This is a genomic window from Nocardioides sp. CPCC 206347 (assembly GCF_048654605.1).
In the GTDB taxonomy this organism is placed as follows: domain Bacteria; phylum Actinomycetota; class Actinomycetes; order Propionibacteriales; family Nocardioidaceae; genus Nocardioides.
In genome coordinates, this window is sequence record NZ_JBMCYZ010000007.1 from 23,113 (window position 1) to 37,251 (window position 14,139).

15 protein-coding genes are annotated in these 14,139 nt (G+C 69.5%); 8 read left to right on the top strand and 7 right to left on the bottom strand.

Translation table 11 applies throughout. The features are described 5' to 3' along the window. Nucleotides 1-18 precede the first annotated feature (18 nt). From gap to ACOACQ_RS20850, 5 genes are read left to right on the top strand one after another with little or no spacing between them, the layout of a single operon-like run. Nucleotides 19-1,017: a type I glyceraldehyde-3-phosphate dehydrogenase gene (gap, locus tag ACOACQ_RS20830; protein ID WP_378601178.1), complete on the top strand. Its 999-nt coding sequence runs from the start codon at nt 19-21 to the stop codon at nt 1,015-1,017. 5 nt (nt 1,018-1,022) lie between these two features. Further along, a complete protein-coding gene (locus ACOACQ_RS20835) occupies nt 1,023-2,237 on the top strand; it encodes a phosphoglycerate kinase (protein ID WP_378601175.1) in 1,215 nt (404 codons plus the stop codon). A 1-nt stretch (nt 2,238) separates the two neighbouring features. Beyond that, nucleotides 2,239-3,051 (top strand): triose-phosphate isomerase, encoded by an 813-nt coding sequence (gene tpiA / locus ACOACQ_RS20840; protein WP_378601172.1) that lies wholly within the window; start codon nt 2,239-2,241, stop codon nt 3,049-3,051. A gap of 33 nt (nt 3,052-3,084) precedes the next feature. Further along, nucleotides 3,085-3,318 carry a preprotein translocase subunit SecG gene (secG, locus tag ACOACQ_RS20845; RefSeq protein WP_420289276.1) on the top strand — a complete coding sequence of 78 codons (234 nt, stop codon included), beginning with the start codon at nt 3,085-3,087 and terminating at the stop codon, nt 3,316-3,318. Between the two features lie 57 nt (nt 3,319-3,375). Beyond that, entirely contained in the window at nt 3,376-3,735 is a 360-nt protein-coding gene (locus tag ACOACQ_RS20850) for an RNA polymerase-binding protein RbpA (RefSeq protein WP_082573556.1), read from the top strand. A 155-nt stretch (nt 3,736-3,890) separates the two neighbouring features. On the opposite strand, the gene pgl is transcribed toward ACOACQ_RS20850, so the two are convergent. The 4 genes from pgl to tkt are packed head-to-tail and all read right to left on the bottom strand — an operon-like array spanning nt 3,891 to nt 9,628. Next, nucleotides 3,891-4,631 (bottom strand): 6-phosphogluconolactonase, encoded by a 741-nt coding sequence (gene pgl, locus ACOACQ_RS20855; protein WP_420289218.1) that lies wholly within the window; start codon nt 4,629-4,631, stop codon nt 3,891-3,893. After that, nucleotides 4,628-6,346: a glucose-6-phosphate isomerase gene (pgi, locus tag ACOACQ_RS20860; protein WP_378601166.1), complete on the bottom strand. Its 1,719-nt coding sequence runs from the start codon at nt 6,344-6,346 to the stop codon at nt 4,628-4,630. Before pgi ends, pgl begins: the two co-directional genes overlap by 4 nt. Nucleotides 6,347-6,349: 3 nt before the next feature. Then, a complete protein-coding gene (gene tal / locus ACOACQ_RS20865; protein WP_420289219.1) occupies nt 6,350-7,468 on the bottom strand; it encodes a transaldolase in 1,119 nt (372 codons plus the stop codon). Nucleotides 7,469-7,519: 51 nt separating this feature from the next. Beyond that, nucleotides 7,520-9,628: a transketolase gene (gene tkt / locus ACOACQ_RS20870; protein ID WP_420289220.1), complete on the bottom strand. Its 2,109-nt coding sequence runs from the start codon at nt 9,626-9,628 to the stop codon at nt 7,520-7,522. 167 nt (nt 9,629-9,795) lie between these two features. Between tkt and ACOACQ_RS20875 the strand changes: the two genes are divergently transcribed. Next, nucleotides 9,796-10,701 (top strand): heme o synthase, encoded by a 906-nt coding sequence (locus tag ACOACQ_RS20875; RefSeq protein ID WP_378601234.1) that lies wholly within the window; start codon nt 9,796-9,798, stop codon nt 10,699-10,701. A 1-nt stretch (nt 10,702) separates the two neighbouring features. Here the strand turns inward: ACOACQ_RS20875 and ACOACQ_RS20880 are convergent, their stop codons facing one another. Genes ACOACQ_RS20880 through ACOACQ_RS20890 form a run of 3 tightly spaced genes read right to left on the bottom strand, consistent with a single transcriptional unit; the run spans nt 10,703 to nt 13,310 of the window. Continuing rightward, nucleotides 10,703-11,596 (bottom strand): COX15/CtaA family protein, encoded by an 894-nt coding sequence (locus ACOACQ_RS20880; RefSeq protein ID WP_420289221.1) that lies wholly within the window; start codon nt 11,594-11,596, stop codon nt 10,703-10,705. Continuing rightward, the gene (locus ACOACQ_RS20885; RefSeq protein ID WP_420289222.1) at nt 11,587-12,366 is read right to left on the bottom strand and encodes an ABC transporter permease; all 780 of its coding nucleotides are present in this window, start codon (nt 12,364-12,366) and stop codon (nt 11,587-11,589) included. Before ACOACQ_RS20885 ends, ACOACQ_RS20880 begins: the two co-directional genes overlap by 10 nt. A gap of 8 nt (nt 12,367-12,374) precedes the next feature. Continuing rightward, nucleotides 12,375-13,310: an ABC transporter ATP-binding protein gene (locus tag ACOACQ_RS20890; RefSeq protein WP_420289223.1), complete on the bottom strand. Its 936-nt coding sequence runs from the start codon at nt 13,308-13,310 to the stop codon at nt 12,375-12,377. 43 nt (nt 13,311-13,353) lie between these two features. On the opposite strand from ACOACQ_RS20890, the gene ACOACQ_RS20895 reads away from it, so the two are divergent. Further along, on the top strand, nt 13,354-13,719 hold the full coding sequence (locus tag ACOACQ_RS20895; protein ID WP_420289224.1) for a hypothetical protein: 366 nt from the start codon (nt 13,354-13,356) through the stop codon (nt 13,717-13,719). After that, a complete protein-coding gene (locus ACOACQ_RS20900; RefSeq protein ID WP_420289225.1) occupies nt 13,712-14,113 on the top strand; it encodes a hypothetical protein in 402 nt (133 codons plus the stop codon). Before ACOACQ_RS20895 ends, ACOACQ_RS20900 begins: the two co-directional genes overlap by 8 nt. Nucleotides 14,114-14,139 lie beyond the last annotated feature (26 nt).

The following is a 14,139-nucleotide window of genomic DNA, read 5'->3' on the forward strand; positions in this document are numbered from 1 at the left end:
ACCCTCAGGAGGCTCACAGTGACCGTTCGTGTCGGCATCAACGGATTCGGCCGGATCGGCCGTAATTTCTTCCGCGCAGTGCGAGCGAGCGGAGCCGACATCGAGATCGTCGGCGTGAATGACCTCACGGGGAACGCCACGCTGGCGCACCTGCTGAAGTACGACTCGATCCTCGGTCGTCTCGACGCAGAGGTTTCCTCGACGGATGACGCGATCATCGTCGGCGACCAGCAGATCCGTGCCTTCGCGGAGCGTGATCCGGCTGCCCTCGGCTGGGGCGACCTCGGTGTCGACGTCGTCGTCGAGTCCACCGGCTTCTTCACCGACGCCACCAAGGCACGCGCCCACGTCGACGGCGGTGGGGCGCGGAAGGTGATCATCTCTGCGCCTGCGACCAACGACGACATCACCATCGTGATGGGCGTGAACCACGAGCTGTACGACCCGGCCGCCCACACCGTGATCTCGAACGCCTCGTGCACCACCAACTGCCTCGCCCCGATGGCCAAGGCCCTCAACGACGGCCTCGGCATCGTCAAGGGCCTGATGACCACAGTGCACGCCTACACCGCTGACCAGAACCTGCAGGACAACATCCACAGCGACCTGCGACGGGCGCGCGCTGCGGCGATCAACATCGTCCCGACGTCGACGGGTGCAGCGAAGGCGATCGGCCTGGTCCTGCCGGAGCTCAAGGGCAAGCTCGACGGCTACGCCCTGCGCGTCCCGACGCCGACCGGGTCGCTGACCGACCTGACGTTCGAGGCGGCGCGGGAGACCACGGTCGAGGAGGTCAACGCCATCGTGCGGGCCGCCGCCGACGGCCGGTACCTCCGTTACTCCACCGATCCCATCGTGTCCTCGGACATCGTGACCGACCCGGCGTCGTGCATCTTCGACGCTCCGCTGACCAAGGTCATCGGCAACCAGGTCAAGGTCGCCGGCTGGTACGACAACGAGTGGGGCTACTCCAACCGGCTCGCGGACCTCATCGTCCACGTCGGCGCTACGCTCTGACGCTTGTGACTGACTTCAACGGGCTCGGCCCGGACTTCCTCGCGTCCGTCAGCGGCAAGCGGGTCCTGGTCCGCTCGGACCTCAACGTCCCGCTCGACGGTGGACGCATCACCGACGACGGCCGGATCCGGGCCAGCGTCCCGACAATCAAGGCCCTGGCCGACGCAGGTGCCCGCGTGGTCGTCACCGCGCACCTCGGGCGCCCCGACGGCGCTCCGGATCCGGCGTACTCGCTGGCTCCGGTCGCTGCACGGCTGGGCGAGCTCCTGGGCGCCGATGTCGCCTTCGCGAGCGACACCGTGGGCTCCTCGGCGAAGGAGACCGTCGCCGGGCTCGCTGACGGCGACGTGGCCCTCCTGGAGAACGTCCGGTTCAACGTGGGGGAGACGAGCAAGGACGACACCGTCCGCGGTGCGTTCGCCGACGAGCTCGCCTCGCTCGCTGATGCCTTCGTGTCGGACGGCTTCGGGGTCGTCCACCGCAAGCAGGCAAGCGTCTACGACGTCGCGCAGCGACTCCCGCACGCCATGGGCGGGCTGGTCGCCACCGAGATCGACGTGCTGCGCCGCCTGACGGTGAACCCCGAGCGCCCCTACGTCGTGGTGCTCGGCGGTTCCAAGGTGTCCGACAAGCTCGGGGTCATCGACAACCTGCTCGACAAGGCCGACAAGCTGCTGATCGGCGGCGGCATGGTGTTCACCTTCCTCAAGGCCGACGGCCTCGAGGTCGGCAAGAGCCTGCTCGAGGAGGACCAGCTCGAAACGGTGCGCGAGTACCAGTCCCGTGCCGCCGAGCTCGGGGTCGAGATCGTCCTCCCGACCGACATCGTCGTCGCGGACAACTTCGGCGACGAGGCGTCCGCACGGGTGGTTGCCGCCACCGACATCCCCGCCGATGCACTGGGCCTCGACATCGGTCCGGCATCGGGCGCAGCCTTCGCGGCCGCCCTGGCCGATGCGAAGACCGTCTTCTGGAACGGCCCGATGGGCGTGTTCGAACAGGCTGCGTTCGCCGAAGGCACCCGTGCAGTCGCCGACGCGCTCACCCGGGTCGACGGCCTGTCGGTCGTCGGCGGTGGCGACTCCGCGGCCGCCGTACGCACCCTCGGCTTCGACGAGGCGGCCTTCGGCCACATCTCCACCGGAGGTGGCGCGAGCCTGGAGTACCTCGAGGGCAAGGAGCTCCCGGGCATCACGGTTCTGGAAGAGGAAGGTGCCTGAGATGGCCAACAACGCAGCGCAGGCCGGTCGCACACCCCTGATGGCGGGCAACTGGAAGATGAACCTCAACCACGCCGAGGCCGTGAACCTGCTGCAGAAGCTCGCCTGGACGCTCTCGGACAAGCGCCACGACTACGGCAAGGCCGAGGTCGCGCTCCTGCCGCCCTTCACCGACATCCGGTCCGTCCAGACCGTGGTGGACGGCGACCGCCTCGCCATCAAGTACGGCGCCCAGGACGTCTCCCCGCACGTCAGCGGCGCCTACACGGGCGAGATCTCCGCGGGCATGCTCGCGAAGCTCGGGTGCTCCTACGTCGTGGTTGGTCACTCCGAGCGCCGGCAGTACCACGCCGAGACCGACGAGCTGGTGAATGCCAAGGCCAAGGCCGCGCTCGACGCTTCGATCACGCCGATCGTGTGCGTCGGTGAAGGACTCGAGGTCCGCCAGGCAGGCGAGCACGTGCCCTACACGATGGCGCAGGTCGAGGGCTCCCTCGCCGGTCTCACGAAGAAGCAGGTCGCCAGCCTCGTCATCGCCTACGAACCCGTCTGGGCCATCGGCACGGGCGAGGTGGCCACCCCTGAGGACGCACAGGAGGTCTGTGCGGCCATTCGCGGGCAGGTGCGGGAATCCTTCGGGGACGAGGCCGCCGACGCCGTACGCGTCCTCTACGGCGGTTCCGTGAAGGCCGCCAACATCGCCGGCATCATGGCCAAGGCCGACGTCGACGGCGCCCTGGTGGGCGGCGCGAGCCTCGAAGTGGACGAGTTTGGCGGCATCTGCCGGTTTTATGACATGCCGGTGCTGTCCTGATCTCGGCCCTGACGTAGGATTCCCCGCGTGTTAATCACCCTGCTCACCGTTCTGCTCGTCACCGCGAGCCTGCTGCTCATCCTCCTGGTGTTGCTGCACAAGGGACGCGGTGGCGGACTCTCGGACATGTTCGGTGGCGGTATGTCGAGCTCGCTCGGCGGATCGTCCATTGCTGAACGCAACCTCGACCGCTTCACGGTCGGCATCGGCGTCATCTGGTTCGCGTGTGTCATCGCGCTGGGCCTCTTGCTCGCCTATCAGAACTGACCGAACAACAGGCCTGCCCGACTAGCGGGCTGTCCGAAGGCTTGAGGAGAAAATCCGTTGGCTGGTGGTGGAAACGCGATTCGCGGGAGTCGCGTCGGTGCAGGTCCGATGGGCGAAGCCGAGCGTGGAGAGGCCGCACCGCGGCAGGCAGTGACGTACTTCTGTACGAACAGCCACCGCTCGGTGATCACCTTCTCCGTCGAGGCGAACGTCCCTGAGTCCTGGGACTGCCCGAAGTGCGGCCTGCCGGCTGGTCTGGACTCGGAGAACGCTCCGCCGCCCAACAAGATCGAGCCGTACAAGACGCACCTCGCCTACGTGAAGGAGCGCCGCTCCGACAAGGAGGCCGAGGTCATCCTCGACGAGGCGATCCAGCTGCTGCGCTCGCGCCGCAAGTCGGGCGAAATAATTTTCTGACGGTCTGCGCGAGGCGGGCTGGCGAGCGGCACTGCTGGCTTGCCGCCAGACCAACCCAGGTCCTACGCAAGACAACCGCGGCGCGGCAGCGCGGCGAGAGCCGTCCTCCGGGCAGCTTGCTGCCCCGTATCAACGGCGAAGACGCGCTCGCGCAGTCAGATCAGCGAGGCGGCGGCCGTGTCGAGGAACCACACCGTCTCCGCGTTGCCGCGGACGCCACGGGCGGGCGTCTCTGCGACGGAGCCGTCCTCGGCCAGGCCCCGTCGTACGGCGTCGGCCTTGGCCTCGCCACTGGCGAGGAACCAGACCGACTGGGCACGGTTCAGTGCCTCGAACGTCAGCGTCACTCGGTCGGCCGGCGGCTTGGGGGAGTCGTGCACGGCCGCGGCGATCGCGTCGGTGACGCCCAACCCGGCGTGGTCGGGGAAGAGCGACGCGATGTGACCGTCCGGTCCGACGCCCAGCATGAGGACGTCGAAGTCGCCGTGGCCCTCCGCCCGCACCGTCTCGCTGTACGACGTCGCGGCAGCCTCGGCGCTCTCGGACTCGTCCGACGCGGGCATCTCGTGCACGCGCATGGCCCGGACCTCGTCGAGGAACGCCGCGCGGGCCTGACCGGCGTTGCGTTCGGGGGAGTCCGCCGGCACGAAGCGCTCGTCGCCGAACCAGAACTGCACGGCTCCCCAGTCGACCCCGGAGGCCGGTGCCAGGCGGGCCACCTCGCGGTGGATCGCGTCGGCGATCGTGCCGCCGGTCAGCCCGATGTCCGGCACGTGGCCGGCAGCCTGGGCGTCGGCGATGCGGTTCAGCAGCTCGCCTGCGACGGCGGTGGCCAGCACGGCGGCGTCGGCGTGGACCTCGATGAGCGGGCTCGGTCGGTCTGATGCATCAGTCATCGCGCACGGTGCTCCCGGTAGTAGTGGATCAGGGCCCGCGTTGACGGGTCCTGCTCGGCAAGGACGGTCTCGTCACCCGCGAGCGCGGGAGCGATCTGCAACGCCAGCTGCTTGCCGAGCTCGACGCCCCACTGGTCGAAGCTGTCGATGCCCCACACCACGCCCTGGACGAACGTGATGTGTTCGTAGAGCGCGATCAGCTGACCGAGCACCGACGGGGTCAGCGCAGGCGCCATGATCGACGTGGTGGGCCGGTTCCCGGGGAACACACGGGCCGGGACGATGGATTCGGCGGTGCCCTCGGCGCGGACCTCCTCGGCCGTCTTGCCGAACGCCAGCGCCTTGGTCTGGGCGAAGAAGTTCGCGAGCAGCAGCTCGTGCACGTCCGTGGCGCCGTCCACCAGCGGTGAGGTGGGGGTGGCGAAGGCGATGAAGTCGGCCGGGATCAGTCGGGTGCCCTGATGGATCAGCTGGTAGAACGCGTGCTGGCCGTTGGTGCCGGGCTCGCCCCAGAACACCTCGCCGGTCTCCGTGGTGACGGGAGTCCCGTCCCAGCGCACGCTCTTGCCGTTGGACTCCATCGTCAGCTGCTGGAGATACGCAGCAAAGCGGTGCAGGGACTGCGCATAAGGGAGCACGGCGTGGGTCTGGGCTCCGAGGAAGTTGACGTACCAGACGTTCAGCAACCCCATCAGGACAGGCACGTTCGCGTCGAGCGGCGCGTTCTGGAAGTGCTCGTCGACGGCATGGAAACCGGCAAGGAACTCCTCGAACCGCTTCGGTCCGATCGCGATCACCAGGGAGGTGCCGATGGCAGAGTCGACGGAGTAACGGCCGCCGACCCAGTCCCAGAAGCCGAAGGCGTTGGTCGGGTCGATCCCGAAGGCAGCAACCTTCTCGAGCGCGGTGGACACGGCGACGAAGTGGCGGGCGATCGCTGCCTTTGCCTCGGGTGCCTCGGCGTCAGCCGTCTCGATGACACCGGCCGCGAGCAGGCCCTCCAGCAACCAGCTGCGGCACAGGCGCGCGTTGGTCAGTGTCTCGAGGGTGCCGAAGGTCTTGCTCGACACGACGAACAACGTCGTCGCGGGATCGAGGCCAGCGAGCGTCTCGGCCGCATCGGTCGGGTCGATGTTGCTGATGAAGCGGCACTCGAGGCCGGGCTGGACGTACGGCTTGAGCGCTTCGTAGGCCATCACCGGTCCGAGGTCGGACCCGCCGATGCCGATGTTGACGACGGTCGTGATGGCTGCACCGGTGACTCCGCGCCAGGTGCCGGAACGGACGTCGTTGGCGAAGGCGTAGACACGTCCGAGGACCTCGTGGACGTCGTCGACGACGTCGTGACCACCGATCTCCAGGTCGGCGTCGACGGGTTGCCGCAAGGCAGTGTGCAGGACGGCCCGGTCCTCGGAGACGTTGATGTGGTCTCCACGGAACATGGCGTCGCGCCGCCCCGAGAGGCCCACCTCGTCGGCCAGCGCCAGCAAGGCCGCCAGGATGTCGTCGTCAACCAGGTTCTTGGAGAGATCGACCAGCAGGTCTCCCGCGGGATGGGTGAGGCCTGCAGCGCGCCCGGGATCCGCGAACAGCTCACGGAGCGGGGTCTGCCACGACCCGTCGTCACCGCGGTGGGTGTCGGCGAGCTTCTGCAGTCGTGCCCACGCGGAGGTCGTCGTGGGGTCGACCGGAGCAGCGTTCTGCGGCTCACTCACCGGTCAGGCTCCCGCCTTGGCCATCTGCGCCTCGACGGTCTCGATCAGTTCGGTCCAGGACACCTTGAACTTGTCGACGCCCTCGGTCTCGAGCACGGTGAAGACGTCGTCGAGGTCGATGCCGACGGCGACGAGCTGGTCGAAGACGGACTGGGCCTCGGCGGCCTTGCCGGTCACGGCGTCGCCCCCGTTGTCGCTGACCAGCTCGCCGTGGTCGGCGAACGCCAGCAGCGTCTTCTCCGGCATCGTGTTCACGGTGTTCGCGACGACGAGGTCGGTGACGTAGAGCGTGTCGGAGTAGTTCGGGTTCTTCACGCCGGTGGAGGCCCACAGCGGCCGCTGCGCGTGGGCCCCGGCGGCGGCGAGCGCCTGCCAGCGATCGGATGCCAGGACCCCCTCGTAGACGGCATAGGCCAGGCGGGCGTTCGCAACGGCGGCCTTGCCGCGCAGCGCGAGGGCGTCGTCGGTCCCGATCTTGTCGAGGCGCGCATCGATCTCGCTGTCGACGCGGGAGACGAAGAACGACGCCACCGACCTGATGGTCGACAGGTCGATGCCCGCGGCCTGCGCCTGCTCGAGTCCAGCGAGGTAGGCATCCATCACGGCCTGGTAGCGCTCGGTCGAGAAGATCAAGGTGACGTTCACGCTGATGCCGGCGGCGATGACCTCGGTGATCGCGGGCAGGCCCTCGACCGTTGCGGGGATCTTGATCAAGGCGTTGGGGCGATCCACCGCGGCCCACAGGGCCTTCGCCGAGGCGACCGTCGCTGCCGTGTCGTTGGCAAGGGTCGGCTCGACCTCGATCGACACGCGGCCGTCGTCCGCCGTCGCGGCAGCAACGGGGGCGAGCACGTCGCACGCGTTGCGCACGTCGTCGGTGGTCAGCGCGAAGATGACGGCGTCGGCCGTGGCACCTTCGGCGACGAGCGTGCGGACCTGGTCGTCGTACCGCTCACCGTTGGCGATGGCACCGGCGAAGATCGTGGGGTTGGTGGTCACGCCGACGACCGACTTCTCGGCGACGAGCGCCGCCAGGTTGCCGGTCTCGATCCGCTCGCGGGACAGGTCGTCCAGCCAGATGGACACCCCCGCGTCAGCGAGGGCCTTCAGTCGTTCACTCATGAATCCTCCTCGAGAGGTACTGGGATGTGCTGGTGTACGACGAACGGTGCGTCAGGCTCCGGCCGCGGCAATGCTGTCCCTGGCGGCCGCGACGACCGCTTCAGGGGTGAAGCCGAACTCGCGGAACAGGGTGCCCGCGTCGGCGCTCGCACCGTAGTGGTCGATGCTGACGATCCGGCCGGCATCGCCGACGTACTCGCGCCAGCCCTGCTTCACGCCGGCCTCGACCGAGACGCGGGCCTTGACCGTCGGCGGGATCACCGAGTCGCGGTACGCCTGGGTCTGCGCCTCGAACCACTCAAGGCAGGGGAGTGACACGACCCGGGCGTTGATCCCGTCGGCCGCGAGCTGCTCACGCGCGGTGACCGCGAGCTGTACCTCCGACCCGGTCGCCAGCAGGACGACATCGGGTTCACCGCCGTCCGCGTCGATGAGGACGTAGCCACCCTTGGCGACACCCTCGGTCGAAGCGAAGCCGCCCTCCCCACGGGGAAAGGTCGGGACGTTCTGCCGGCTCAGGATCAGGCCGGCCGGGCGGTCGGTGTTGCGCAGCACCTGCAGCCAGGCCGCTGCGGTCTCGTTGGCGTCGGCCGGGCGGACGATGTCGATGCCCGGCATCGCGCGCAACGAGGCGACGTGCTCGATGGGCTGGTGGGTCGGGCCGTCCTCGCCGAGACCGATCGAGTCGTGGGTCCAGACGTAGATGACCGGCGCGTGCATGAGCGCCGCGACCCGGACCGAGCCACGCATGTAGTCGGAGAAGGTGAGGAAGGTGCCACCGAACACCCGCGTGCCGCCGTGGACGGCGATCCCGTTCATGATCGCGCCCATGCCGTGCTCACGGATGCCGAAGTGCAGGACGCGTCCCTGGTAGGGGTCGCCCTGCCACTCCTCGACCGAACGGTCGAGGGGGAGGAAGGACGGCGCGTCCTTGATCGTGGTGTTGTTGGAGCCGGCGAGGTCGGCGGAACCGCCCCAGAGCTCGGGCATGATCGGGGCAATCGCGTTGATGACCTTGCCCGACGCCGCACGAGTGGCAACACCCTTGGGGTCGGCCTCGAACGTCGGGAGGACGGCCTCGATGCCATCCGGGAGAGCGCGCCCCTTCATGCGGTGCAGCAGGGCAGCACCCTCGGGGTTCGCGGCGACCCAGGCGGCGTACTGCTCGTCCCAGTCGGCGGCCCACTGCTTGCCGCGGGCGACCAGGGAACGGGTGTGCTCCAGGACGTCCGCGGGCACCTCGAAGTCGGCGTGCGGGTCGAAGCCGAGCACGTTCTTCGTGGCGGCGACCTCGGCCGCGCCGAGTGCGGATCCGTGGGCGGCCTCGGTGTTCTGGGCGCTGGGGGCAGGCCAGGCGATCACCGTCTTGAGGACGATGATCGACGGCTTGTCGGTGACCGCGTCGGCGGCCTTGATGGCTTCGTACAACGCCGGGACGTCCTCGGCGTAGTGCGCGAGGTCGGAGTGGTCGTTGCCCGTCCAGTCGACCGTCTGCACGTGCCAGCCGTAGGCCTCGTAGCGCTGGGCGACGTCCTCGTTGAAGGCGATGTGGGTGTCGCCCTCGATCGAGATCCGGTTGGCGTCGTAGATCACCGTCAGGTTGCCGAGCTCCTGCGTGCCGGCGATCGAGGACGCCTCGCTGCTGACGCCCTCCTCCAGGTCACCGTCGGAGGCGATGACGTAGACGTGGTGGTCGAAGATCGAGGGACCGTCGCCGGCCTCCGGGTCGAGCAGGCCGCGTTCGCGGCGCGCCGCCATGGCCATCCCGACCGCGTTGGCCAGGCCCTGGCCGAGCGGGCCCGTCGTGACCTCGACGCCAGCCGTGTGGCCGAACTCGGGGTGGCCCGGGGTCTTGCTGCCCCACGTGCGCAGCGCCTTCAGGTCATCGAGCTCGAGGCCGAAGCCGCCGAGGTACAGCTGGGTGTAGAGCGTGATCGACGAGTGACCGCAGGACAGGACGAACCGGTCGCGGGCGGCCCAGTCGGGGTCGGCCGGGTCATGCCGCATGACCTTCTGGAACAGCAGGTACGCCGCAGGCGCCAGACTCATGGCGGTGCCCGGGTGGCCGTTGCCGACCTTCTGGACAGAGTCCATTGCCAGCACTCGTGCCGTGTCGACGGCCTTGCGGTCGAGATCGGTCCACACCAACTCCGGGATCATGTGTCCGAGCCTACCCAGCCCGAGTCGGCCGCCGACACTGGCTCGGTGCCAGCACATCGGCTCGCTCGGGCTACACTCAGACCGCTTTCGATCCCCTGCCCGCGAGGATTTCCGTGACCTACGTCGACCCGACCAGCCCCGAGCTGCTCGCTGACGACGGACGGCCCGTGGCAGGTGAGGCGAAGGCCACGGCGCGTGATGTGTTGATGGCGTACGTCGGCCTCACCAAGCCGCGCGTGATCGAGCTGTTGCTCCTGACGACCGTGCCGATGATGTTCTTCGCCGCCGGTGGCGTGCCGCCGCTCGGCCTCGTCGTCGCCACCGTCATCGGTGGAACGCTGTCGGCCGGGTCCGCATCGGTCTTCAATTGTGTCTACGACCGCGACATCGACGAGCAGATGCGGCGCACGCGCCGCCGGGCACTCCCGCGCCACATCGTGACGCCGCGCGCTGCGCTGGTGTTCGGGCTGGTGCTCGGGGTGCTGTCGACCGTCGTACTGGCCTGGCAGGTGAACACGCTCTCGGCCGTGCTGTCGGTCAGCGCCATCGCCTTCTACGTGTTCATCTACACGATGCTGCTGAAGCGCCGTACGGCCCAGAACATCGTCTGGGGCGGCATCGCCGGTTGCTTCCCGACCCTGATCGGCTGGACCGCGGTCACGAACGAGCTGTCGTGGGTCCCGATCGTGCTGTTCGCGGTCGTCTTCTTCTGGACGCCGCCGCACACGTGGGCCCTCGCGCTGCGCTATCGCGAGGACTACGCCCAGGTCGACGTCCCGATGCTCCCGGTCGTGAAGCCCGCGCGCAGCGTCGCCTTCCAGATCGTCATCTACAGCTGGGTCATGGTCGCCACGTCCCTGCTGCTGTGGCCGGTCGCCTCGACGGGGATCTTCTACCCGGTCGTCGCTGCCGTGCTCGGTGCGGTGTTCCTGACCCAGGCGCACGCGCTGCACCGCCGGTCACGGACGTCGGACGAGCTGAGCATCCTGCAGCCGATGCACCTGTTCCACTCCTCGAACCTGTATCTCTCACTGCTCTTCGTCGCAGTGGCCATCGACCCGCTGTTGAAGTAGGTCAGCGACGGCGGGTCGCGAGAACGACCGAGGTCAGCGCGGCCGAGGTGAGCCCGGCGCCGAGCATGTGGAACGCGACGAGGACCTCGGGCAGGTCCGTGAAGTACTGCCAGAAGCCGATCGTGCCCTGCAGGAGCTCGACGCCGAGGAGCACGGCGACGGCGCGGAACAGGACCCGGTTGCTGGTGCGCTGGGCGGTCCACAGCAGGCCGACGGTGAGCGCCACCAGGACGTAGACGGCCCAGGCGTGGACGTGCGACATCACCTGCGGGTCGAGGCCGGTGCGCCGCGACTCGAGGTCGCCGGAGTGCGGCCCGGAGCCGGTGACGACGGTGCCGAGGTAGAGCACCACCCAGCCGACGACGAACAGGAACCAGGCCAGCCGGCCGGTGCCCTGCGAGACACCTTCGCGCGACGGTCCGCGGAGGTGGTCGAGCAGGACGACACAGACACCGACGATCGCCATCGAGACGAGCAGGTGCAGCCCGACGATCCACGGGTTCAGGTCGGTCAGGACCGTGATGCCGCCGAGGACGGCCTGAGCAGGGATGCCGAGGGCGATGATCGTCGCGAGCCGTACGGCGCGGGAGTGCTCGGAAGCCCGGTTCCGGGCGGCCAGCCAGCAGGCCACCGCGATGACGACCAGGACGTAGGTCAGCATCCGGTTGCCGAACTCGATCGCGCCGTGGACGCCGAGCGCACTGTGCGGGAGGTACGACTCGTCCGTGCACTTCGGCCACGTGGGGCAGCCGAGTCCGGAGCCGGTGAGCCGGACAGCGCCGCCCGTGATGGCGATCGCGATGTTGGCGATCAGGTTGGCCCAGGCCAGCGGGACCAGCCGATCACCGAGCGCCCGCTGGACGGTCTCCCAGCGCGACGCCACGCTCACTCCCACTGGAAGGTCCTCGCTGTCAGCGCGGAGCCGACGACGGCCCAGCCCACGAGGACGAGCAGGTCGCGGACCGCCACGGTCGCGTCGCACGCTGCGCGCGCGGCCTCACCGAGCGCGCCCGAGGGCAGCCAGCGGACGACGTCGCCGAGACCGCCGTACGCCTCGGCCGGGAGCACGACGGCGCCGCCGGCGAGCAGCAGCAGGTAGACGAGGTTCGCGGCAGCCAGCGTGGCCTCGGCGCGCAGGGATCCGGCCAGCAGCATGCCGAGCGACGCGAACGCCGCCGTACCGAACACCGCGGCGAGGACCAGGGCGAGGTAGCCGCCCACGCCCTCGGGGCCGGACCAGCCGAGGGCGAAGCCGACGCCACCGATCACCACGAACTGCAGGACCTCGACGAGCAGGAGGGCGACGACCTTGCCGCCCAGCAGCGTCGCGCGGGACAGGGGAGCGGTGCCGAGCCGCTTGAGGACGCCGTAGCGGCGTTCGAAGCCGGTCGCGATCGCGAGCGACGTGAACGCGGTGGACATCACGGCGACGGCGAGCACTCCGGGAGTGAGGACGTCGATCGGCCGGCCGTCGAGGTTGACGCCCACCCGGTCGGCGCCACGGACCGATGCGACCAGCACGATGACCGGAATCACGACGGCCAACAGGAGCTGCTCGCCGTTGCGCAGCATCAACCGGGCTTCCATTCCGGCCTGCGTGACGAGCTGGCGCAGCACGGGAGCGGCGCCCGGCGCAGGAGCGAAGGTGCCGCTCGGGGTGCTCATCGAGGTGCTCATGCGAAGTCTTCCCGTCCGGTGAGCTCGAGGAAGACGTCCTCGAGGTTGCGCTGGCCGAGGGACAGCGACTCGGGCAGCACGTCGTGGTCGGTGCACCAGGCGGCGACCTTGCCGAGCGTGGAGCCGTCGGCAGGTCCGGACACCTGGAGGCTGAGCGGGTCGAGGACCGTGAGCTCGGTGCCGTCTCCGAGCGCCTTGGCCAGGGCTTCCGGCGAACCGGGCGGGAACGGCTGCGTCACGACGAGCCGGATCGTGGCCACCGTGCCGCCACGGGTGAGCTCGAGGGGCGACCCACTGGCCACCAGCTTGCCGTGGTCGAGGATATGGACCTTGTCGGCGAGCCGCTCGGCCTCTTCGAGGTAGTGGGTCGTCAGCACGACCGTCACGCCGTCGCCGCGGAGCTCCTCGAGGAGGTCCCAGACGGCCCGGCGGATCTGCGGGTCCAGTCCTGCCGTCGGTTCGTCGACGAAGACGAGTTCGGGGCGGCCGACGAGTGCCAGGGCCAGGCCGAGCCGCTGCTGCTGCCCGCCCGAGAGCCGGCGGTACGGCGTGCGGCCGCACTCGTGCAGCGCGAGCCGGTCCATCAGCAGGCCGGTGTCGAGCGGGTTCGCGTGCAACCGGGCGAAGTGGCGCAACATCTCGTCGGCGCGGGCGCCGCTCCACGCGCCGCCGGACTGCAACATCACGCCGATCCGGGGGAGCAGCTCGCGCCGCTCGCGCACCGGGTCGAGGCCGAGCACGCGGACGGTGCCCGACTGCGCGCGCCGGTAGCCCTCGCAGGTCTCGAGAGTCGTCGTCTTCCCGGCGCCGTTGGGGCCGAGGACGGCGGTGATGGTGTGGGCCTCGACCTCGAAGGAGAGGCCGTCGACAGCCGTGCGGTCGCCGTACCTCATCACCAGGCCATCGACGAGGACAGCAGGACCAGCGGGCACCCGGGGAGTCTAGAGCGCGGCCTCCGGGCCTACGCTGGCGGCCGTGACTGTCTGGTTCTACGGCGTCGTTCTCGCCCTTGCGGGTGCGGCTGCCGTGCTGCTCGTGGTGGACCTGGTGCGCGACCGCGCGGCCCAGGACTCCCACTACATCGCGCTGGCCGTGCTCGAGGTGGCGCTGCTGGCGCAGCTGGTCGGGGGAGCGGTGGCGCTGGCCCGCACCGAGCGCGACGTCGAGGGCGCGGTCTTCGTCAGCTACCTGGTCACCGTCTTCCTCGTCCCGGTCGTGGGTGCGCTCTTCTCGCTCGCCGAGCGGTCGCGGGTCGGGACCACCATCCTGCTGCTCGCGGTGGCGACCGTTGCCGGTCTCGAGCTCCGCCTGTGGGACGTCTGGGGAGGTCGGCATGCCTGAGCTGCAGCATCCGCTGTCGGAGGGCTGGGGCCGGGCACTCGTCTTCGTCTACGGCCTGTTCGCCGTCGCGGCGACCGGCCGCTCGGCCGTCCAGCTGGGCGTGGACCCGGACCGGGCGCCGCTGGCGTACTCCCTCTCGCTGCTCGCCGCGGTGATCTACCTCGTCGCCACGACCTGCCTGCTCTTCGGGGGCACCACCGGCTGGCGGGTGGCCGGTATCGCGGTCTCGATCGAGCTCCTCGGAGTGCTGTCCGTCGGGGCCATGAGCTACCTCGCGACGGACCTCTTCCCCGACAAGACCGTGTGGTCCCACTTCGGCCAGGGGTACGGATTCCTGCCGCTGGTGCTGCCGTTCGCGGGCCTGGCGTGGCTGCGGCACACCCGCCCGCGGTAGGCCCGGAGGGACCCGAATGTGACGCA

Coding starts and splice junctions, on each gene's coding strand:
- tpiA (WP_378601172.1), top strand. CDS start 2,239: ATGGCCAACAACGCAGCGCAGGCCGGTCGCACACCCCTGATGGCGGGC.
- pgl (WP_420289218.1), bottom strand. CDS start 4,631: ATGACTGATGCATCAGACCGACCGAGCCCGCTCATCGAGGTCCACGCC.
- tal (WP_420289219.1), bottom strand. CDS start 7,468: ATGAGTGAACGACTGAAGGCCCTCGCTGACGCGGGGGTGTCCATCTGG.
- tkt (WP_420289220.1), bottom strand. CDS start 9,628: ATGATCCCGGAGTTGGTGTGGACCGATCTCGACCGCAAGGCCGTCGAC.
- ACOACQ_RS20885 (WP_420289222.1), bottom strand. CDS start 12,366: ATGAGCACCCCGAGCGGCACCTTCGCTCCTGCGCCGGGCGCCGCTCCC.
- ACOACQ_RS20900 (WP_420289225.1), top strand. CDS start 13,712: ATGCCTGAGCTGCAGCATCCGCTGTCGGAGGGCTGGGGCCGGGCACTC.